This is a genomic window from Thermodesulfobacteriota bacterium (assembly GCA_035559815.1).
GTDB lineage: Bacteria > Desulfobacterota_D > UBA1144 > Nemesobacterales > CSP1-2 > DATMAT01.
Window position 1 is genome coordinate 1 of sequence record DATMAT010000071.1, and the last position, 20782, is coordinate 20782.

18 protein-coding genes are annotated in these 20782 nt (G+C 47.3%); 8 read left to right on the forward strand and 10 right to left on the reverse strand.

The features are described from left to right. The first annotated feature begins 144 nt into the window (after positions 1-144). The gene (gene rpmI / locus VNN20_16480; GenBank protein HWP93787.1) at positions 145-348 is read left to right on the forward strand and encodes a 50S ribosomal protein L35; all 204 of its coding nucleotides are present in this window, start codon (positions 145-147) and stop codon (positions 346-348) included. Positions 349-402: 54 nt separating this feature from the next. Then, positions 403-756 (forward strand): 50S ribosomal protein L20, encoded by a 354-nt coding sequence (rplT, locus tag VNN20_16485; protein ID HWP93788.1) that lies wholly within the window; start codon positions 403-405, stop codon positions 754-756. A gap of 300 nt (positions 757-1056) precedes the next feature. Here rplT and VNN20_16490 read toward each other — a convergent pair whose 3' ends face one another. The 3 genes from VNN20_16490 to VNN20_16500 all read right to left on the reverse strand — a co-directional run bounded on the left by VNN20_16490 (position 1057) and on the right by VNN20_16500 (position 2213). Continuing rightward, the gene (locus VNN20_16490) at positions 1057-1278 is read right to left on the reverse strand and encodes a type II toxin-antitoxin system HicA family toxin (protein ID HWP93789.1); all 222 of its coding nucleotides are present in this window, start codon (positions 1276-1278) and stop codon (positions 1057-1059) included. Beyond that, the gene (locus VNN20_16495; protein ID HWP93790.1) at positions 1271-1480 is read right to left on the reverse strand and encodes a type II toxin-antitoxin system HicB family antitoxin; all 210 of its coding nucleotides are present in this window, start codon (positions 1478-1480) and stop codon (positions 1271-1273) included. Before VNN20_16495 ends, VNN20_16490 begins: the two co-directional genes overlap by 8 nt. Positions 1481-1559: 79 nt before the next feature. Next, a complete protein-coding gene (locus tag VNN20_16500) occupies positions 1560-2213 on the reverse strand; it encodes an endonuclease III domain-containing protein (protein ID HWP93791.1) in 654 nt (217 codons plus the stop codon). A gap of 156 nt (positions 2214-2369) precedes the next feature. Between VNN20_16500 and gcvT the strand changes: the two genes are divergently transcribed. The 3 genes from gcvT (at position 2370) to gcvP (ending at position 6881) form a co-directional block, all read left to right on the forward strand. Further along, a complete protein-coding gene (gcvT, locus tag VNN20_16505) occupies positions 2370-3455 on the forward strand; it encodes a glycine cleavage system aminomethyltransferase GcvT (protein ID HWP93792.1) in 1086 nt (361 codons plus the stop codon). 15 nt (positions 3456-3470) lie between these two features. Beyond that, on the forward strand, positions 3471-3866 hold the full coding sequence (gene gcvH / locus VNN20_16510) for a glycine cleavage system protein GcvH (GenBank protein HWP93793.1): 396 nt from the start codon (positions 3471-3473) through the stop codon (positions 3864-3866). A gap of 102 nt (positions 3867-3968) precedes the next feature. Further along, complete coding sequence (gene gcvP / locus VNN20_16515) at positions 3969-6881, forward strand: aminomethyl-transferring glycine dehydrogenase (GenBank protein HWP93794.1); 2913 nt, start codon at positions 3969-3971, stop codon at positions 6879-6881. Between the two features lie 631 nt (positions 6882-7512). On the opposite strand, the gene VNN20_16520 is transcribed toward gcvP, so the two are convergent. The 7 genes from VNN20_16520 to VNN20_16550 form a co-directional block, all read right to left on the reverse strand. Next, positions 7513-8463 carry a peptidylprolyl isomerase gene (locus tag VNN20_16520; GenBank protein HWP93795.1) on the reverse strand — a complete coding sequence of 317 codons (951 nt, stop codon included), beginning with the start codon at positions 8461-8463 and terminating at the stop codon, positions 7513-7515. 13 nt (positions 8464-8476) lie between these two features. After that, a complete protein-coding gene (locus VNN20_16525; GenBank protein ID HWP93796.1) occupies positions 8477-9346 on the reverse strand; it encodes a peptidylprolyl isomerase in 870 nt (289 codons plus the stop codon). 1 nt (position 9347) lies between these two features. Next, the gene (gene mfd / locus VNN20_16530; GenBank protein ID HWP93797.1) at positions 9348-12797 is read right to left on the reverse strand and encodes a transcription-repair coupling factor; all 3450 of its coding nucleotides are present in this window, start codon (positions 12795-12797) and stop codon (positions 9348-9350) included. 92 nt (positions 12798-12889) lie between these two features. Beyond that, positions 12890-13594 carry a metal-dependent transcriptional regulator gene (locus VNN20_16535; protein ID HWP93798.1) on the reverse strand — a complete coding sequence of 235 codons (705 nt, stop codon included), beginning with the start codon at positions 13592-13594 and terminating at the stop codon, positions 12890-12892. Positions 13595-13705: 111 nt separating this feature from the next. After that, positions 13706-14944: a ZIP family metal transporter gene (locus tag VNN20_16540; GenBank protein HWP93799.1), complete on the reverse strand. Its 1239-nt coding sequence runs from the start codon at positions 14942-14944 to the stop codon at positions 13706-13708. Between the two features lie 139 nt (positions 14945-15083). Then, a complete protein-coding gene (locus VNN20_16545; GenBank protein HWP93800.1) occupies positions 15084-16124 on the reverse strand; it encodes a multicopper oxidase domain-containing protein in 1041 nt (346 codons plus the stop codon). Between the two features lie 144 nt (positions 16125-16268). Beyond that, positions 16269-17057 carry a DUF5777 family beta-barrel protein gene (locus tag VNN20_16550; GenBank protein ID HWP93801.1) on the reverse strand — a complete coding sequence of 263 codons (789 nt, stop codon included), beginning with the start codon at positions 17055-17057 and terminating at the stop codon, positions 16269-16271. 730 nt (positions 17058-17787) lie between these two features. Here VNN20_16550 and egtB point away from each other — a divergent pair. The 3 genes from egtB to VNN20_16565 all read left to right on the forward strand — a co-directional run bounded on the left by egtB (position 17788) and on the right by VNN20_16565 (position 20711). Next, the gene (egtB, locus tag VNN20_16555) at positions 17788-19098 is read left to right on the forward strand and encodes an ergothioneine biosynthesis protein EgtB (GenBank protein HWP93802.1); all 1311 of its coding nucleotides are present in this window, start codon (positions 17788-17790) and stop codon (positions 19096-19098) included. After that, the gene (gene egtD, locus VNN20_16560) at positions 19091-20053 is read left to right on the forward strand and encodes an L-histidine N(alpha)-methyltransferase (GenBank protein ID HWP93803.1); all 963 of its coding nucleotides are present in this window, start codon (positions 19091-19093) and stop codon (positions 20051-20053) included. The genes egtB and egtD overlap by 8 nt, the downstream gene beginning before the upstream one ends. A gap of 163 nt (positions 20054-20216) precedes the next feature. Next, positions 20217-20711 carry a DUF427 domain-containing protein gene (locus VNN20_16565; GenBank protein HWP93804.1) on the forward strand — a complete coding sequence of 165 codons (495 nt, stop codon included), beginning with the start codon at positions 20217-20219 and terminating at the stop codon, positions 20709-20711. The last annotated feature ends 71 nt before the right edge of the window (positions 20712-20782 follow it).

The window sequence follows — 20782 nt, forward strand, 5'->3', positions numbered from 1 at the left end:
TCTGAACTGGGCAAGGGGCTAGCCGACAAGATATTAGCAAGGATATCCGACGTGGGAGCAATCGACTCCCCGCCAAAATTTGAAGGGAAAAATCTTATAACGGTTATATCCCCGAAGAAAAAAGCTTAAAGGCGGAAAGAACAAATGGCAAAAATTAAGGTTAAGACCAATAGAGGCGCGGCGAAAAGGTTTAAGGTCACTGCTACCGGAAAAATCAAGAGATGGAGCGGCGGGAAAAGCCATCTTAACGTGAAGAAAAGCAGGAAGAGAAAAAGAAGGCTTCTTTCAGGCGATTACATGGAGGGAGAGCAGGCGAGAAGGATTAAAAGGTATATACCCTATCTTTGATCACGATTACCAGCTAGGTTTGGACACGACGATTCAAGACTAGAGGAGAAAACAATGAGAATTAAAAGAGGAGTTGCTTCCAGAAACAGAAGGAGAAGGCTACTCAAACTGGCAAAAGGCTATTGGGGAAGAAGAAGAACAAACCTGAGGAGGGTGAAAGAGACCGTTCTTCGTGCCCTTTCTTATGCCTACAGGGATAGGCGCCAGCGCAAACGCGATTTCAGAAGGCTTTGGATCGTGAGGATCAATGCCGCGGTGAGACCGTACGGTCTTTCCTATAGCCAGTTCATGGGTGCACTTAAGAAATCGGGCATTGAAATTGACCGGAAGAACCTCGCCGACATGGCGGTAAGGGATTCCGAAAGCTTCAAGGCGGTAGTGGAAGCAGCCAAGGCGAATCTGCATTAACCGGTAACCATCCATCCCTACAATACTACACCTTAGTTGTATAGTCGTTCTCGGACTTTTCAATCATGAATTCAATTTGTAGAGACGCATGGCCATGCGTCTCTACCTGTATATACCCAATATCTATATGAGTGCAGTGCAGTCTTCGATATCACTGCACGTCTCCGATATGATAATTCCTAGGGAACGCAGATCTGCGTTCCGTACAAAACTCCCCACTGTTTATTAATCGTAGCTGAGTGTTTCAGCCTCACTATCAATGTTGTCATACCCGAACGCATTTACCGGGTACTCATAGGTTTATTTCTCGAGTATTTGCGTGAAGTCTTCGTGGCTTATTCCAATCTGTCTGAGTAAGCTTTTGAAAGTCCCCAGTGGTATTTCTTTCTTGTTCATCGGCAGGATAACTATCCGGCCAGTTTTACCTTTGAATTTCCCATGTGAACCTTTTTGTGAAATGAGCTTGAAGTCCAATCGGTTTAGTACACGCTCTATTTCTTTAGAAGAATATAACCTAGGCACTTACTTTTTCTTTTCCTACTATTACTTTTCCAATTTCAGGAATCTCTATATTTTCTCCCTCAAGGTATAATTCAACTGCTTCTTTTAAATTATTTATGGCTTGGTCAATCGTCTCGCCAAATGATGATACGTCAACATTCAGACATTGAGACACATAATATTTCCCTTCCTGCCAAACTATATAATTTATTTCTTTAATCATTTTCGCTCTCTAATGTATCTAGTTTTAAAGAATATAGCACAAACAATTGTATGTTTATATATGTTCACTTAAGATTCCCTTAAACCGTATGCGGGTCGTACTGAAGAGGGCAGCCTTCGCATACCGGGCTTTTTTTGCAGTGCTCCTTTGCCAGCTTTACCAGTAGGGCATGATATTCGTTGAATAACTGGCTGTCCTCCGGAAGGGAGTCCATGAAAAGCTCCTGGATTTCATCATAGCCCGCCTCCTCCGGAATCAGGGCATGCCTGGATAGAATCCTATAGGTATAAGCATCGACGACAAATATAGGTTTTTTAGCCGCATAGAGCAGAATACTATCCGCCGTCTCCGGGCCGACGCCTTTTATTTTGAGTAGTTTATCCCTCAATTTATGGCCATCCTCCTCAAACATCTTTTCCAGGCTGCCGTCGAAGTTCTCCGCGATGAAATTTATAAAATTTTTAATCTTTATCGCCTTCTGATTGAAATACCCGGATGGGCGGATGAGACTGGCAAGCGTTTGAACAGGAACCAAAGCCAATTTTTCTATGGAGAGCAAGCCCTCACGCCTGAGGTTATCGACGGCTCTCTCCACGTTTTTCCAGGCAGTGCTCTGGGTGAGAATGGCGCCGAGTATGCATTCAAGCTCTGTCTTAGCCGGCCACCATCCCTGAGGACCGTAGTGTTCGTAGAGGACTTTATAGAACTCTTTAATTCGCTCCGATTTAGTCATCAGTCAATTCCTCTTACCAAGCGCTCATTCTTGTCGAGCGACGAATCCCTACCACCTAAAGTTGAATCTGAAGAATAGCATACCAAAATGAGAGAGGAAAACTGCACAATCAGGTTATTGACAACCATCTATTCTGATGTTAACTGATAAACGAAGATGAACCATACTGCGCTATACGATATTCATCGGCAATTGGGAGCAAAGTTGGTAGAGTTTGCCGGCTGGATGATGCCGGTACAATATTCCGGGATCAGGGAAGAGCATCTTGCCGTCAGAAAAAGGGCCGGTTTATTCGACGTAAGTCACATGGGCGAGGTCGAGATTCGGGGCAAAGAGGCAGCCTCCCTTTGCCAGCGTATAGCCACGAATGATGTAGGGAAGCTCAGAGAATTCCAGGCTCAATACTCCCTTTTTTGCAATCCGAGGGGTGGAGTTGTAGACGACGTAATTATGTACAAATTCTCGGATGAACATTTTTTAATCTGTGTTAACGCCGCCAACACTGCAAAAGATTATGAATGGATTATAAACAATAAAAACGGATTTGCGGTGGAGGTGACAAATAAAAGCTTTGAGTTCTCACAAATCGCACTTCAAGGACCGAGCTCTCAAGATATACTGAATACAACCCTTAAGGATGACTTTAGCGGACTAAAGAAATTCAGCTTCCGGTTGTCAAATTGGAACCAAATCGAACTCATAATCGCCAGGACAGGTTATACTGGTGAAGACGGTTTTGAGATTTTTCTTCCTTGGGGAAATGCTCCGGAACTCTGGAAGGAAATTTTGGAAAAGGGAAAACAATTCGGCATCCACCCCTGCGGCCTGGGGGCAAGAGACACGCTCAGAATAGAGATGGGCTATCCGCTTTACGGGCATGAGATCGACGAGGATACCAATCCGCTAGAAGCCGGGCTGGGTAGATTTATCAAGTTAGATAAAGGCTATTTTGTCGGGAAAGAGGCCATAGTTCAGGTAATTGAAACAGGGCTTCGGAGAAAACTGCATGGGTTTGAAATGATCGACCGGGGGATTCCCAGGCAAGGCTACAATATCTTGAATGACGAGATACTGCTGGGTACTGTTACAAGCGGTACTATGTCTCCAAGTCTTGACAAACCCATCGGTATGGCTTACATAAGAACTGATGTTGAGTTTGGCACTGAAATCCAGGTTGAAATCAGGGGTGCTCGGAGAAAAGCAGAAATTGTTTCATTACCTTTTATAAAGAAAAAGGACTAAGAGGAGAGTATATTCATGGTAGAAATTCCAGAAGAACTTAAATACACCAAAGAACACGAATGGGCGAAACTGGAGGAGGGCTTGGTGGTAATCGGGATTACCAGCTACGCCCAGGATGCGCTCGGAGAAATCGTCTATGTCGAACTCCCCAGCGAGGGGGATGAAATTACCAAGGGCGACCCCTTCGGTGGGGTAGAATCCACTAAATCGGTGTCTGACCTGTACGCCCCCCTGAGCGGTGAGGTAGTCGAGGTAAACGAGGCCTTGCTTGATTCTCCGGAAACTATCAATGAAGACCCATACGGCGCTGGCTGGATGATAAAGGTGAAACCCTACGACTCTAGCGAACTCGAAGACCTCATGGACTATGAGGAATATACGGATTATATAGAAAAGGAAATGGAGAAGTAGCGTAAGATAGCAGCTCAGCTTTAATCCTATTCTCATAGCTATCTCAAAATTAAAAAAACAATAAGGTCCTCAAAAGCAGCCGAATAGAACCAGAATAATTAGATGAAATTTAACCAAGAAACTACCGACTCCTTCGCTTCAAGGCACATCGGCCCGAGTAAAAAAGAAGTGGATGAGATGCTCAAGGTGGTTGGGGTCGCATCCCTGGATGCCCTGGTCGAAGAAACAATCCCATCGGCCATTCGGCTGAAGAAGCCGCTAAACCTCCCCGACCCGACTAGCGAATACGCGTTTCTGGAGAACCTGCAGAAGACAGCCAAGCTTAATCGGGTGTTTAAGTCTTACATAGGCTTAGGCTACTACGACTGTTTCACCCCCGGTGTCATAAGACGAAACATCCTCGAAAATCCCGGATGGTATACCCAGTACACACCTTATCAGGCGGAAATATCCCAGGGTCGGCTGGAGGCACTACTCAATTTCCAGACCATGGTGGCAGACCTGACCAAGATGAAAATTGCCAACGCCTCTCTACTCGACGAAGGGACCGCCGCCGCCGAGGCGATGACCATGATAGCCAGGCTCCAGAGCAACGATTCTTTGAAACGGAGGGCCAACACCTTTTTCGTCTCGGAGAAGTGCTTTCCGCAAACTATAGACGTTCTTAAGACCAGGGCGGCCCCGCTGGGAATTGACCTGGTCATCGGCGACCCGCTGAAACTGGAGTTTAACGACCGCATCTTCGGAGCCATAGTTCAATATCCCGACTCCGACGGAGAAATTTTTGATTTCTCGGATTTCATAGAGAACGCCCACAAAATCGGCGCTCTAGTAGCCGTCGCCGCCGATTTACTCAGCCTTACCATTCTTACCCCGCCAGGAGAGTTCGGAGCAGACGTCGTGGTGGGCTCTACTCAACGATTCGGCGTGCCGCTCGGATACGGCGGGCCGCACGCCGCATACTTCGCTACCCGCGATGAATTCAAACGACAGGTGCCGGGGAGAATAATCGGCGTTTCCATCGACGCGCATGGAAAGAGCGCTTATAGAATGGCCCTTCAAACCAGGGAACAGCACATAAGAAGGGAAAAAGCCACTTCCAATATATGCACCGCCGAGGCTCTACTGGCCATCATGGCTGGCATGTACGCCGTATACCATGGTCCAAGAGGGTTAAAAGCTATCGCCGAGAGGATACATAAGCTGGCAAAGATTCTGGAACTCGAATTAAAAAAATTGGGAATTACCCAGGCCAATTCCCTTTTCTTCGACACGCTAAAAATAGACTTGGGAGAAGGTTCGGTAAGTACACTGGAAAAGATAAAGTCCCTTTCTAAAGATGCTCAAATTAACTTTAGATACATCGGCAATCATGAAATCGGTATTTCCATAGACGAGACAACCCAGACAGAAGACATCGAGGAGATAATCGATATATTTGCTAAAGCTACCGGGCAGAACCATTGGAAACGGGATATTGGGGAATTGACCGAAAAAATCGAAATCGGCTATCCGGAGGAATTAAGACGAAAAAGTAAATTCCTGACACACCCGATTTTCAACCGGTACCATTCCGAGACCAAGATGCTAAGGTACATAAAAAGCCTGGAAAAAAAGGACCTTTCTCTCACCACCTCCATGATACCGCTTGGCTCCTGCACCATGAAGTTAAATGCCACAACGGAGATGACCCCCTTAACCTGGCCGGAGTTTTCCAGATTACATCCATTCGCACCGCTAGAGCAGGCCCGGGGCTATGCCCGGATATTCAAAGAGTTGGAGAGTGCTTTATGTGAGATCACCGGCTTCAAGGCGGTATCCCTACAACCCAACTCCGGTGCCCAGGGGGAATACACCGGGCTTCTGGTTATTCGGGCCTACCACATGGACAGGGGTCAAGGCCAAAGGAACGTGGTGCTGATTCCTTCTTCGGCACACGGCACCAACCCGGCCAGCGCGGTGATGGCCGGCATGAAAGTAGTCATCGTGGAATGCGATAAGGAGGGAAACATCGACGTAGAGGACTTGAGAAATAAGGCTTCAACGCACCAGGAGAGTTTGTCTGCCCTCATGATTACCTACCCTTCTACCCACGGTGTTTTTGAAGAAAAAATTCAGGAAATCTGCTCCATAGTTCATGAGAACGGCGGCCAGGTTTACATGGACGGAGCCAACATGAACGCCCAGGTGGGGCTTACCAGTCCGGCCATGGTCGGGGCGGATGTCTGCCATATTAATCTACACAAGACCTTCAGCATACCCCACGGGGGCGGCGGCCCGGGAATGGGACCGATTTGCGTTGCCGAGCACCTCGCACCGTATCTCCCCAGCCATCCGCTTATTTCCACCGGGGGTACTAAATCAATCCCGGCCGTAGCCTCAGCACCCTGGGGAAGCGCAAGTATACTGCTGGTTTCCTATGCCTACATCAAGATGCTCGGGGCAAAGGGCGTCTCTGCTGCGACCGCCTACGCTATTTTGAACGCAAACTATTTAAAATCCAGATTAGAGAAATACTATCCGGTCTTGTATAAAGGCAGGAATGGAAGGGTTGCCCATGAGTTTATCCTGGATTTACGCCATCTCAAAAGGGATGCGGACATAGAGGTCGAAGACGTGGCAAAGAGGCTCATGGACTACGGATTTCACGCTCCAACCATCTCCTGGCCGGTAGCCGGCACCATGATGATAGAGCCGACCGAAAGCGAGGCCAAGGACGAGCTCGACCGTTTTTGTGAGGCGATGATAGCAATACATGGAGAAATTGAGGAGATCGCTAGCAGCAGGGCGGATAAGCTTGACAATGTCTTGAAGAACGCTCCCCATACGGTCGGTGAAGCGACAAGCGACCAATGGACCCATTCCTATTCCAGAAAGAAAGCGGTTTACCCGCTTCCTTTTGTGGAGGAAAACAAATTCTGGCCCCCGGTCGGAAGAATTAATAACGCCTACGGCGATAAGAACCTGGTCTGCACCTGCCCGCCGGTTGAGACTTATGGGGAAGAAGCGCCGTAAAGCGCAATTCTTATGGAACCACTAAGGCACGAAGCCGCGAAGTTGATATATGAGTTTTATTGTGATAACCAGAACTTGGTCATACGAACATTGTCAGAAGAATTAACGCCTAATAATATAAACTCGTTTATGTTCCATACGGAAAACGCTAGGATGTCATTCCCACGAAGCTTGTCCTCGCGTACGCGGGGAGTGGGAATCCACCGATCTGTCATTCCCGCGCTAGCGGGAATCCATTCTTTAATTATAGATTCCCGATTAAAAGATTTCGGGAATGACAAGGGAGGTGGATCCCCGATCGATCACCCGGTTAAACCGGGGGACGGGGATGACATTCATAAAATCAAGAATTAATTCGACACTGCCTGTATTTCAACTTTATGCCACTTCGAGGTAGGTTACAATGAGCATTTCAATTCCCTTTGTGCAGGCTCTGTAAATATGCTCGCAATTGACAATTTAGTGGTAAACCTGTGGCAATTCACAGGGAAATCTCAATTAACTAACAGTAGAGACGCAAAATTTTGCGTCTCTACATTCTGAATTCCGACCACTAATTTCTGTATTCTAACTTTGTGCCTTAGTGTTGTCTCGACTTGGCTGGACACAAGCTTGGTGGTTAGATTTTTGGCTAAAGCTTTACTTCTATATACGCCGTCTTCTTCACATTCTCCAGCCAACCTTGAAGGGCCTTCTCCGCCTTCTGGCGATATATGGTCTCTCTTATCTCTTCCCTCACCTCATCCAGGGAACCGTCTCCAGTGCTTCTCCTGTCTACGACCTTGATTATGTGGAATGCGCCCGAGGATTTCACCGGGCCGACTATATCCCCGGTGGGAACGTTTTCTATCGCTTGTTGAAGCGGGACGGCCAAATCCTCCTTTTTGAAATAACCGAGATCGCCTCCTCGCTCGGCAGACAAGGTATCTTTTGAATACTTCTTTGCCAGCTCTCCGAAGTCCTCACCGGACTTGGCCCGTTCGGTAACCTCTACAGCGAGCTTCTCCCCCGCCCGCTCTTCATCCGAGTCGGAGTAAGGTATTAAAATTTGTGCAATTCTCACCTCATTTCCGCTCCCGACCTGTCCCTGGTTTTCTTCGTAGTATGTTTTTATTTCATCCTCCGTTACCGCTATTTGCCCCTTAACCTGCGTGCCCACCACTTTGTTGCCCAGGATCTGCATCCTCCACTGCTCCCGGAAGGATTCGAGGGTGAGATTTTGCTTTTTTAAAACCTCATTTAACTGTTCATCGGTCAGGTTAAACTGCTTCTTCACCCCCTCTATGGCCGCATCCACATCGCTTTCCGTAACAGTTATCCCCAGTTTTTTTGCCTCTTGCTCCAAGAGCTTTTCCTCTATCATCAGGTCCAGGATTTCCCTTTGTTGCGGGGACGTATCCGGTGTGTCCAGATTCGGGTTTATCTTTTTCTCCTTCGCTTGAAGCTCGGAAAGGGTTATGAGGTCGTCATTCACTACGGCTACTATCCTGTCTATAAGCTCCTGTGCCCTCGAATCCGGCGAGAACAATAGGATAACCAGGCATAATATGAAATATATTTTCAGGCTCGCTTTACTATTCATTTTAATCTGCCCCCTATTGGAATTTATCCTCAAAAATCTCTACCTTCTTTTCTTTTCTTAGTTCATTAATATACTCGGAAAACCCTTTTCTTCCCAACTCCAGCCGGATTTTATTCTCGACCCGGCTCAAGGGTAAGACCTTTGGGGCTTCGTCTATTCTTATTATGTAAAATCCGCTCTCTGTCTCGATAGGATTGCTTACCTCTCCTTCTTTCAAATTGAATACTTCACTCTCCACTTCAATTGGAAGCCTGCTCTTACCCGTATAGCTAAAGCTTCCTACTTTCTTTTTCGAAGCCGGGTCATCGGAAAACTCCGATATGAGCTTCTCAAACTCTTCTCCGTTATTTATCCTTTCCATTATATTCTCTGCTTCAGCCCTGGCCTCGTCTCTTCCCATTCCCTTTTCCGGCTGCAATTTTATGAAAATCTGGCTTATTCTGAACTGTACAAAGTGGTCCGCGTTTTCGGCATAATAGGTTTCTATTTCCTCCTTGCTGAATTCCCCATTGTTTATCTCCTGGGCAAGAGCCTGGATAAGGAGCCGCCTTTTATAATTCTCTAAGTTCTCCTTGATGTCCTTTCTCTCCCCCATTCCCCTCTTCAACGCCTCGTCGTACAAAAGAACCTGGTTTATGTATGACTGAAGATAATCTTTCATTCTTTCAGGCGAAGAAAGGTAAAATATTCTCTGCTTGACCGGCAAGCGGTTAAGAGATTTGATTAGTTCTTGCTTAGTGATTTCCTCCTGTCCTACCCTGGCTATAACCATTGAACCATTTCCTGAATGCGTTGACACCTCCTTTTTCTCTCTATAAAACTTATCAAAATCGCTACAGCCAACGGCCAGTAGCATCATGGACAAGGAAATAAGGATTTTCATATTATTTAATACCCTGGGAATAGTGCTTTTCTCCCGCTCTTTTTTCTTTTGCCCCAATCATTCCTATCCTGGTTAATTCCATAAGCTTTTTCCTGATTTCGGAAATAGCATCCGGACCTTTATGAAAAACTCTTAGTTTTCCGCTCGGTTTATAATATTGATAAGAGGGTGAATTCTTTAAAAAAATTATAACCGATTCTTCGTTTCTTATCTCGATTCTTTCGATTAAAAGCCTTTTCATGAGCAGCTTGAGCCCTACCAGCTTTAACAGGTTGACAGCAGGCTCGGGCAGTCTTCCAAACCTGTCTTCCAGCTCGCTCCTGACCTCCTTAAGCGCTTTCTTCTCGGAGATGGAAGAGATTTTCTTGTAGAAAAGAAGCCTCTCTGCCTCGTCGCCTATGTAATCATCGGGGATGAAGGCAGGGGCATTAAACCTTATCTCCGGCTCGTATTCCAGGGTGTCCCCTTCCTCCTTGAGTCTCCTTATTTCGTTATTCAGCATCTCCAGATAAAGCTCCAGTCCTACATCGGCTATATGCCCGGACTGCTCGGTGCCGAATATGTTTCCCGCTCCTCGAATCTCCAGGTCGGAGAGGGCCAGTTTGAATCCTGAGCCCAGCTCTTTCAGTTCTCCGATTGCTTTAAGCCTTCTCCTAGCCTGGAGTGTGAGCGAGCTGACGCTGGGAACGAGGAAATAGGCATAGGCTTTCTCCAGAGACCGACCCACCCTTCCCCGGAGCTGATAGAGGTCGGCAAGGCCGAATGTGTGTGCATCGTTTACGATTATGGTATTTGCCCTGGGGATATCCAGCCCCGATTCTACGATGGCCGTGGTAATGAGCACGTCGGTTTTACCCTCTATGAATTTGGTAATGCTCTTTTCCAAATGCGCCTCTCTCATCCGCCCATGGGTAACATCTATCGTCACCTCCGGGACCAGTTCTTGAATCCTTCGGGCTATGGCAAAAATATCCTCGATCCGGTTATGGATGAAAAACACCTGCCCGCCCCGATGTATTTCCCGGACAATGGCATCCCGAACCATCTTGGCGTTGAATGGAGAGACGTAGGTCTCAACAGATTGTCTTCCCTCAGGTGGTGTATTTATCAGGCTTATATCCCGTATTCCTACGAGTGAAAGCTGGAGCGAGCGCGGTATGGGGGTGGCACTCAGGCTGAGGGCGTCCACTCCCTTTTTTAGTTTCCTCAATTTCTCCTTATGTTTGACCCCAAAACGATGCTCCTCATCTATAATCACCAGGCCCAGGTCCTTGAATTTTATCTTGTCGCTCAAAAGCTTATGCGTCCCGATTATCAGGTCTATGGAGCCATTCTCCAGCTTCTTCAGTATTTCCTTCTCTTCCTTCGTCGTCCTAAACCGGGATAACATCTCTACCACAACCGGATAGCCTTTTAACCTCTCCGCGGCGGTCAACGAGTGCTGATAGGCAAGAAGGGTGGTAGGAACGAGGAAGGCAACCTGCTTCCCGTCCATCACCGCCTTGAATGCGGCTCTGAGCGCCACCTCCGTTTTTCCAAACCCCACGTCTCCGCATATAAGCCGGTCCATGGGCCTGGAAGATTCCATATCATTCATAACATCCTCTATCGCCGCTTCCTGGTCTTGTGTTTCCTCATAGGGAAAGGAGTACTCAAAATCCTTAAAAAGCTTGTCCCTCTTGGAAAATTGAAATCCCTGCTCCGCCTTTCTCCTGGCGTATAGCTCAAGCAGATCCTTGGCGATGCTCTCAACTGCCTTTTTAACTCTCCTTACCACCTTTTTCCAGTTTTCATGTCCTAGCTTATCAATTCGAGGAGGACTCCCGTCTCCAACGTATCTCTGTACAAGTTTGAGCTTATCTACCGGCACATATATTTTGTCACCGCCCTGGTATTCACACTGGAGAAAGTCTCCCTCGGTGCTATCGATCCGGAGTCTGGTTAGACCTCTAAAGACTCCTATACCAAAGTCCACGTGTACTATGTAATCACCGGGTTTTAACTCACCGAAAGACGTTATGAAGGCAGAGGGGATATCCTTGAGCGGCTCTGCTTTTACTTTCTTCTTTTCTCCAAATATCTCTTTTTCTGTAACCACTACTAAGTTCGCTTCCGGGAAGATAAACCCCGATGAAAGCGAGCCGGTTTCTATGTCTATATTTTTTATTCCACGCTCATCCAAAATTTTTTTGAATTTTTTACTCTCGACCCCGGTTTGTACCACTATATGAATCGAGTACCCCAGGGACTGCCATTCTACTATTTCCTGGGAAAGTGCTTCAAACGGGGAGTCGAACCCGCTCCCCTTTCCAATGGATGGGATCTCCGTATCGAAGATAATTCTGGTTATTCCTTCCTCGGTAATCTCCACGTCCTCGAATTGAATTTTCTGAAACTGGCCAAGATTGCCCTTGAGTTCCTCTTCACTGAGGTAAAGCTCGGAAACGTCCGGGGTAATTTTAAGCTCCTTCTTAAGGAGCATCTCGGCGTCCGCTAAATAGTCCGTGAACGCTTCGATTGAAGCAGATACTTCCTCGGCTGGGTCAAGCACGACCAAGGAGCCCCGGGGTATGTAATCAAACACTCTGGCTAAGTTTGGATAAAATGAAGGAAGAAGATATTCGATCTGCGGAAGCCTGTTTCCCTTCTCTATTTCCCCGATGAGATAGAGCTTAGCCGATGCGGTTGCCTCCTGCTCGCTGGCCTTTCTTCGTATGTAGGATAAAGACCGTTCAATAGTATTCGGGTCGAGTATTACTTCGCTCGCCGGGAGTATGGTAATTCTCTCTATTTTTTCCGTGGATTTTTGATCATCTATACCAAAAAACCTTATCGAGTGAACCTCATCACCCAGGAATTCGAGCCTCACCGGTCTTTGGTATCCGGGAGAGAACACATCCACGATAGAGCCCCTCAAGCTTATCTCCCCTGCTTTTTCCACAAACTCGGAGCCGACATATCCCGTCTTTACGAGCGCCGATACTAACTCGTGCCTGGGGATCAAATCTCCCCTGCCCAGCCGGATAACGCTATCTTCAAAAATTTCCCTGGGTATTACTTTTTCAAAAAGGGCAGAGGCCTCGGCCAGCAAGATCGGTACTTTGCCGGCATGGTAAAGCCAGCTCATGCGTTCAGGTGTCTTATTCGAATATGATGAGAATAGAACATCCCTCGTCCCTAACTCCCTTTTCGAGAGAATGGGAGTATTTTCTCCTGAATAGAAAGAAATATCCTCGGCCGCTGACTCCAGATTCTTTCTCGAAGAAGCGACATAAACAATCGTTCTTCCAGTCTCTTTTGATAACTCTGGAAGTAGATAAAATCTGGACGAACCCCTGAGCCCGGAAAGCTTAAGGACCTTTTCTCCGCTTTTTATCTTCTCGATAGCCTTATTAAAGGCAATGGAATTATAGAGGGTATTTTTAGGCTCAGATTCGGGTTTACTGGTCACAATCCACTATAGTATAACCAAAAGTTTAGCTTGCGCAGACCGGGAAGTCTTAGTCATGAAGGGTTTTCTCTTCAATGGACACCATGGACAAACTACTGCTTCTCCAGGTGCTTTACCTTTATCAGGTAGGCGGCATCCGTTCCTACCCTCAGGGATTTGCCCTTGACCTTGAGCACCACCGAGCCTCCAAAGGGCTCTTTTTTTTGCACTTTGAACAAGGTATCCGGAACCAGGCCCAGGTCGTCAAGGTAGCGGAGCAGTTTGGGGTCTTCGTCCGGAACTTCCGATACTATGCCCAGTTCCCCCTCATCCATATCGGACAGGGATACTAGCTCTTCATCTTTAAGGATAAGCTCAGGAGAGGGGATGGGAGAGCCGTGAGGGTCACGGGTGGGATGATTGAGAAACTCAGCCATCCTTTCCTCTACCTCTTCCGAGATTACGTGCTCCCATTTCTCCGCCTCCTCGTGCACTTTATCCCAGGGCACTCCCAGGGCCTCATGCAGATACTGCTCGATTAGTCGGTGATGGCGAATGATCTCCAAAGCGATTTTCTCCCCGGCCGGTGTTAAGATAACACCCTTATACGGCTCGTGCTCGACCAGTTGGAGTTCTACGAGCCTTTTTATCATCTGGGTCACCGTGGGAGGAGATACCTTCATCGTCCGGGCAAGGTCGTTGGTGTTGGCCTTGCCCTTTTCCTTAAGAAGGCCGAAGATAGCTTTCAAATAATCTTCCATCACCGAAGAGAGCTCCATCTTCATCGCCAAATTATACCTAAAATTGTGGTTTCCCATGAATGTACCCTTTAAACCGAATTTGAGCGTTCGTTTCGATTCTCCAAAAGAGCGCCTATGCAGATCGGCGCGCTTGGATAACCACACGCGTATTATTATTTCGTCGTTTACTCAAACCACCACAAAAAGCCCGGTGACGTACATTATCAAAAGTCCGATAACCAGGCCGGCGAAGTTCGTGGGTTCTCCCAGGCCTGCTTCCGATTCCTTGCTCATCAGCTTTACAATCTCGTAAACTACCTGGAATATGGCCCCGGCACCTATGGCGAAAAAGAGAGTTGCCCACACATCCGAGTATATAAACCCGCCTATCCAGGTGCCCAGGATAGCGGGAGCCCCGGCCAGTAGTCCGAGCAGCAAGAAGTGAATCCACCTTGGCTTTTTGCCGCTTGCTATAGGCGCCACAATTCCCAAGCCCTCGGTTATGTTGTGAATGGCAAAGCCAATCACCAAAAATGCACCGAGCGCAACCTCCCCCAGAACATAGGCCGAACCTATCGCCAGTCCCTCTCCCAAATTATGAAGGCCGATTCCGGCGGCAATCATATAGGCTAAAACAAGACGTACATAGGAATCTCCTTTTTCCGAGGTTCCGGAGCCCATCGTTTTCTTCCCTATAGCCACCAATATGAGGAAACTCAAAAGTGCACCCATTCCGATTAATCCTATGCCCTGGAACACTCCGGGCACCCGTCCTGCCACTTCAAATGCTTCCTCCAATGTATCCACGCCCAGAAAAATCAAAAGACCGGCGGTGAGGCTCAGAAAAAAATTGAGCCACTTCTTGCTGATTTTTCTGAGGAATGGAAACCAGAGAAATCCCAGGAATATAGGAATTATTCCCACGTAAACCCCCAGAAGGGCGAACATCCCAAAGTAGCTCCAGTCGGGAATGGGCGTCTCGGTGGCGATATCGACTCCGTGGGAAAACTTAACCCCGGTCGAGGTAATAATCGTTACCTCGTAGGGCTCGGCGGGAACCCAGTGGTGAGGAATGGTAATAGTGGCTCTACCCAAGCGCGGAAGGACGTTGCTCGGGCTTATGTTAGCCTGCCAGAGAGCCTCGTTTACCGTGACCTGAGCGATTGTAACCTCGTAAGGACCGGTATTTCTGACGTAAGCTATAATTTCTCCCGGACGGAGCACAATCCTCTCGAAATCAATTTTTTCTACGGGAACCGCCGGGGTCTCAACCAGGCTCGCTCCTTTGGTTGCAAACCAATAAACCATGAGTCCAAGGACGAGCAAGGGAAATATGGCCGCCAGAAAAACGGCAAGCTTTGACTTCAAAATATTTCCCCTTTTTTCTTCGGTTATATCCTTTTCATCAATCACTCTTTCATTAGACATCTTAATTCTCCTTGTGAACTTAGACACGAAGAAACACGAATGAAGATTATAATTGTTTACTGGTTAACGCGTTAACTCGTTAACTCGACAACCGAATATTTATTCGTGATAATCTGTGTAAATTCGCGACTAACAAACTTTAGGCAACCTCCGGAAGTACGTTAAAGAACCCCATCCAGCCGAGTTCGGCGAATTCACTCTGGTGGGCGTGGAACATAAACATGCCCGGGTATTTATACGAAAACTCGATAATACAGCGCTCTCCCTGGCAGAGCATCACCGTATCCGTGTACTCGAACTCGTCAGGTTTTGTACCAGTGCGATACAGACGAAACATGTTTCCGTGGAGATGGAAGGAATTTATCAGGTCAAACTCGGTCATGTTCACTAGATAGATTCTTACCAGCTCGTTTAATTTGATGTTTATTGGATTATCCGAGTAATAATTGGCATAACCGTTGACGGTATAGAATTCGTTTTCGCCGTCAAAGTCGGTATCGAAGCCGTTCATAACCATGATGAATTCCTTAGCCGGCGGCCTAGGCGTTTTCGGGTCTACTATGAATGAACCGTAGAGTCCCTTTTCCACGTGCTTTTTTACCGGCAAGACGTGGCAGTGATATAGAAAAACCCCGAACGGGTCTGCGGTGAATTCATAGGTAAAGCTCCCCCCCGGCGGTACTATCTCGAATACCCCGTCCATATTGGCCGGGTGAATGCCGTGGAAATGAATGGTATGAGGCATGCTCGATGCGTTCGAGAAGTAGATTTTAAGCCTGTCCCCTTCCGTGCACCTGATTGTCGGCCCCGGGACATAACCATTATAAGTCCAAGCCGGATATACTACCCCCGGCGCTACTTCAATCTCCTTCTCTAGAGCGACAATGTTGTATTCCCGCTGTACCTCGCCACCCGGCAGTACCGTTACCTTGCCGTAGTCAAACGTGGTAAGGAACTTCATGGGATTCATCTCGCCGTCTTTGAATGCGTAAGTAGCTTTAGATGAATGAGCGGCAGTAGTTACCTGATGTCCGCCGTGTCCCATTCCCGGGTTTAACGTTACCCCTTCCTTATAATCGTTTTTTTGTGCAAAGCCTTTTCCGGCCAGGACGGCCGAGCCGCCCAGCACCCCCAGACCCGCTTTTAGTAAGTTACGCCTGGATATTTGATTCTTTTCCATAATGAACACCCTCCTCGATCAAAGGAAGCAACAACACTAGTTTGGGGATTCTAAACTACATTTTATGTTAAACTATCTATATTTTTAGGCTAACCTAAATTGTAGATAAAAAAACGAAATCTGTCAATCGGCAGACATCACCGGTCAAAAAAGGAACGTAAAGGCGGCTGATAAAACCACCTGCTCGTCCGTGTTCTCGGTATGGACGTCTGTTGTAACCCCAAAAATGATGGTCAGATAATCGGTCACCGGTGCGGTGAAGCCCGCTGTCACGTTAAAAACGTGAACGTTCTCCTCATCCTGGGGGCTTTCAAGAGAATATGCAGCCTCGATAACCGGCTGAAACCAAGATGTGACGAAATACCCAAACCCCGCTTCCGTCACCAAACTCCAGGCATCATCCTCGATTAGGGCAAAAACGAAATCGGAATCCATGGAGAACTTATCGGTAAAATCTTTGGTCAATATCAGGCCGCCCAGCTCAAATACCCACTCTGAATCCCCACCGCTTGTCGGAAAAGTAATCCCGCCCTGATATGCCAAGGAAAAGGGAAAACTTTCTGTCTGGTCAAGGAACCTGTATTTAAGACCAGCTTCGATGTCTCCAAAATCAGTGTCCCTTCTAATTACGTTTGAGTCATTGACGGTCAGATAACCGAAGTTTGCACCGACCTCCATATTCTCCAGTGCTCCTATAGTAAATCGGCCTCCTCCCTCAAACCTAACCGAATCGTCGGAGTCGTCTACAAAGACAAGGGAGAAAAATGGCTCCACCTCAAAACGCCCTTTCTCTACAGTCTCGGCGCTCGGAACAATTACTTTAGAGTTAGAAATTCCACCCACGGCTCCGGCCTCTTGGAAACTAATTAAGCCAAACAGGGCTGGAGCCAGCCATATAAAGCAATTCGACTTCGATAGAACGTACGATCTCATGTTGTTTCCTCCATCTCCTTTTTAAGTTGTTAAGGTGGCGGTTAGTGTTTTTTTCGTTTCTCGGCCCCCTATTTCGGCCTGAAACCAAACTACCCATAATAATTACTGCTTCCTAATATTAAAGTTAGGTGAGCCTAAATTATATAACTTCTCTTAACTTGTCAAGCTCAATGCTATTCGTTGCTTCTAATCATAGATTTAGGATTCAGTTCCTTCTTCGACCTCCTTCCACAAGGACAGGCTTCGCACAGGATGAGTGTTTTTTATTCCTCTTTACCAGCGGATGTATGCATCCGCTCATGCTGAGCCCTCCACATCGTCGAAGGGTCGAAGCATGAATTTAAAATGTAAGGTGTTCGCCCTTCGATGGAACTCAGGACGAACGGGTTTAATTTTTAACGTTTTTACAGCGGTTATATATCAGCTCATTCCGGATTAACCAGGGGGTGTCGAACGGTTGTCTCCTTAATCCACTAAAGTCAAAAGGGGCAATTTAGTTTCGATCAACACATATCCCTACTTAAAAAGAGAAGTGCTGTTATTGCAAGCTAAGGCGGGCCAAAGATTCGTAATTTTATAAAACCTTTTTTGATATATTTTCGTATAATTGCTATACTCTATTTGAAAGGCTCTTTGAATAGAGTCAGTGAATATTTGTATTAAATACCCTTAAGATACTAAACCGTTTAGAAAAAAGCCCCGTATAAATAAAAAAACCAGGAGTTGCCAAATGTCCTCAAAAATAATCACTAGCGGGAAAGCCCGAGAAAAGAAGCAGGAGCCGATGAATATTTCCCTTCTCCGGGATTACAAGAAAATTCGCCGGTTAAGCGAACAATTTTGCAAGCCACTAGCCACCGAAGATTACGTCATTCAGTCCATGCCCGACGTGAGCCCGACCAAGTGGCATCTTGCTCACACGAGCTGGTTTTTCGAGGCCTTTGTATTAGCCAAGGTGAACCCGGAGTATAAATCCTTACATCCTCAGTACAACTACCTATTTAATTCTTACTACGTTCAGGTCGGAGAAAGGCATGCCCGTCCTCAGCGCGGGCTTCTGTCCAGGCCCACGGTAGCGGAGGTATACAGCTATCGGCACTACGTAGACGAGCACATGACCGGGTTCCTGGAGCGGGCCGAAGAAGCGCAAATGGAAAAGGTCGCCTCGGTCATCGAGATCGGTCTTCACCATGAGCAACAACACCAGGAACTCATGGTAACGGACATCAAGCACGTGTTTTCGGTGAATCCTCTTCGCCCTGCCTATAACAAGAAGAACCCTGCTAAAAATTCAAACTCGATGGCCGAAATGAACTGGATTCCGTTTCCTGAAGGGATCTATTCCATAGGCCATGATGGGAATGGGTTTGCTTATGACAACGAATGTCCAAGCCATAAGGAGTTTGTGAACCCATTCCAGATAGCGTCCCGACTGGTCACTAACGGCGAGTATTTAGAATTCATGGAAGACGGAGGATATGAAAGGCCGGAGCTCTGGCTATCCGACGGCTGGTGCACGGTTGAAGCAAACGGCTGGAAAGCGCCCCTTTATTGGGAGAAGGTCGATAGCCGCTGGTGGAATTTCACCCTATCCGGTATGCGTGAGGTAAATCCGAAGGAGCCGGTATGTCACATCAGCTACTATGAAGCCGATGCTTATGCCCGCTGGGCCGGGAAAAGGCTGCCCACCGAATCCGAATGGGAAATTGCTGCATCCAATGTACCGATAGAAGGGAATTTCGCTGATGATGTAAGATATCATCCGGTAGCCCTAGAGAAAGAATCAGTTAGAAACGGACTATCGCAGATGTTTGGAGACGTGTGGGAGTGGACCCAGAGTCCATACATTCCCTATCCTGGATTCAAAACACTTCCCGGCGCCCTGGGGGAATACAACGGAAAGTTCATGTCAAATCAGATGGTGCTCCGCGGAGGGTCTTGTGCCACTTCCAGGTCTCACATCAGAAAAACGTACCGGAATTTCTTCCCGCCCAGCGCACGCTGGCAGTTCATGGGAATAAGGCTGGCTCAAGATGCGTGAAAATCTAATGGCCGTTCAAAGATTCCGGGTCGAAGAAAACTATCTTCTAGCCGAGGTGCTAGAAGGGCTTAGTAAACCCCAGAAGGAGCTTCCCTGTAAGCTCTTTTACGACGAGAGAGGCTCGGCTCTCTTCGATGAGATTTGCGAGCTGGAAGAGTACTACCTAACCCGGACAGAGATGGCGATCATGAATGAATATATCGATGAGATATCGTCCGTCCTGGGCAGGAAGTGTCTTTTGATAGAATTGGGAAGCGGAAGCAGTACAAAGATAAGGTTAATACTCGACCACCTGAAAGAGCCTGCCGGATACGTACCGATCGATATTTCTGCCAAGCACCTGATGAAATCGGCGGCTTTACTGGCCAAGGATTATCCCGGACTTAAAGTAGTTCCAGTCTATGCCGATTATACCCAACCGTTTTCTTTGCCCGCCTTCAACTTCCCCCATTCTCGAAAGGTTGTATACTACTCCGGCTCGACTATAGGAAATTTCACCAAAGAATATGCCGCCCGATTTCTCAACCGGATTGCTCAACGCTCCGGACGGGGAAGCGGACTTTTGATCGGCGTTGACCTTAAAAAGGACAAGAAAGCATTGGAGGCCGCCTATAACGATAAGAGGGGTGTCACCGCCGCATTCAACCTGAACATCTTGGAGAGAATTAATCGTGAGCTGGGAAGCAATTTTGATTTGAGCCTGTGGAGACATCATGCGTTTTATAACAGCGACGAGGGAAGAATCGAGATGCACCTCATAAGCCTGAAAAACCAGTATGTTCATCTCGACGGTTCGAGGATTTTCTTCAGAAAAGAGGAAAGCATCTTGACCGAGTATTCATACAAATACGCCCTAGAAGAATTTGAAGAGATGGTTTCCCCGTCCTACCGGGTCGAACAAGTCTGGACCGACCGGGAAAACAAATTCAGCGTGCAGTACCTTTCGGTAAGGTAAAACTCTTAAGCCACGAATCGACACTAATTAACACGAATAAAGATTATAATTGTTTGCTTGTTAACGGGTTTACGTGTTAACTCGTTAACGCGATAACACGTTTACTCGACAACCGAATACCTATCCGTGTAAATTCGTGTTTATTCGTGGCTAATTAACCATTATGAAACCAAAACGTATTGACCCCGGGCCGGGGCAGGAATCGGTATGGGATTACCCTAGACCCCCTCGGGTAGAGGATTCTAATAGGCACGTCAAGGTGATTTTCAACAATAGAGTTATTGCCGAGACAAAAGAAGCAAAGAGGGTGCTTGAGACGAGCAGCCCACCTGTTTACTACATACCACCAAAAGATATTAGAATGGAATGCCTCGTAAAAACCGCCAGAAGAACACTCTGCGAGTGGAAGGGCGTTGCCAATTATTACACGGTCGTTGTAGGAGACAAACGAGCCGAGAACGCCGCATGGTTTTATCCCCAGCCCGCTCCCGGGTACGAAGCAATCAAAGACTATGTGGCATTCTATCCCCAAAAAATGGATGCCTGCTACCTGGATGATGAGCTGGTAAAACCGCAAGCGGGGAGCTTTTACGGCGGCTGGATCACCAAAGATATAGTAGGTCCTTTCAAGGGGGAGCCGGGGACTGAGGGATGGTAGGGATTATTCGGCTGCAAAGCTAGCCGTAGTAGTTGTAGCGTACATTTCGCTAGACGCGTGAAAGGAAGGGA

What these genes read in the sequence shown, in the direction of transcription:
- rpmI (HWP93787.1), top strand. Translation starts at nt 145, where the DNA reads ATGGCAAAAATTAAGGTTAAGACCAATAGAGGCGCGGCGAAAAGGTTT.
- rplT (HWP93788.1), top strand. Translation starts at nt 403, where the DNA reads ATGAGAATTAAAAGAGGAGTTGCTTCCAGAAACAGAAGGAGAAGGCTA.
- VNN20_16495 (HWP93790.1), bottom strand. Translation starts at nt 1,480, where the DNA reads ATGATTAAAGAAATAAATTATATAGTTTGGCAGGAAGGGAAATATTAT.
- VNN20_16500 (HWP93791.1), bottom strand. Translation starts at nt 2,213, where the DNA reads ATGACTAAATCGGAGCGAATTAAAGAGTTCTATAAAGTCCTCTACGAA.
- gcvT (HWP93792.1), top strand. Translation starts at nt 2,370, where the DNA reads ATGAACCATACTGCGCTATACGATATTCATCGGCAATTGGGAGCAAAG.
- gcvH (HWP93793.1), top strand. Translation starts at nt 3,471, where the DNA reads ATGGTAGAAATTCCAGAAGAACTTAAATACACCAAAGAACACGAATGG.
- gcvP (HWP93794.1), top strand. Translation starts at nt 3,969, where the DNA reads ATGAAATTTAACCAAGAAACTACCGACTCCTTCGCTTCAAGGCACATC.
- VNN20_16520 (HWP93795.1), bottom strand. Translation starts at nt 8,463, where the DNA reads ATGAATAGTAAAGCGAGCCTGAAAATATATTTCATATTATGCCTGGTT.
- VNN20_16525 (HWP93796.1), bottom strand. Translation starts at nt 9,346, where the DNA reads ATGAAAATCCTTATTTCCTTGTCCATGATGCTACTGGCCGTTGGCTGT.
- VNN20_16535 (HWP93798.1), bottom strand. Translation starts at nt 13,594, where the DNA reads ATGGGAAACCACAATTTTAGGTATAATTTGGCGATGAAGATGGAGCTC.
- VNN20_16540 (HWP93799.1), bottom strand. Translation starts at nt 14,944, where the DNA reads ATGTCTAATGAAAGAGTGATTGATGAAAAGGATATAACCGAAGAAAAA.
- VNN20_16545 (HWP93800.1), bottom strand. Translation starts at nt 16,124, where the DNA reads ATGGAAAAGAATCAAATATCCAGGCGTAACTTACTAAAAGCGGGTCTG.
- VNN20_16550 (HWP93801.1), bottom strand. Translation starts at nt 17,057, where the DNA reads ATGAGATCGTACGTTCTATCGAAGTCGAATTGCTTTATATGGCTGGCT.
- egtB (HWP93802.1), top strand. Translation starts at nt 17,788, where the DNA reads ATGTCCTCAAAAATAATCACTAGCGGGAAAGCCCGAGAAAAGAAGCAG.
- egtD (HWP93803.1), top strand. Translation starts at nt 19,091, where the DNA reads ATGCGTGAAAATCTAATGGCCGTTCAAAGATTCCGGGTCGAAGAAAAC.
- VNN20_16565 (HWP93804.1), top strand. Translation starts at nt 20,217, where the DNA reads ATGAAACCAAAACGTATTGACCCCGGGCCGGGGCAGGAATCGGTATGG.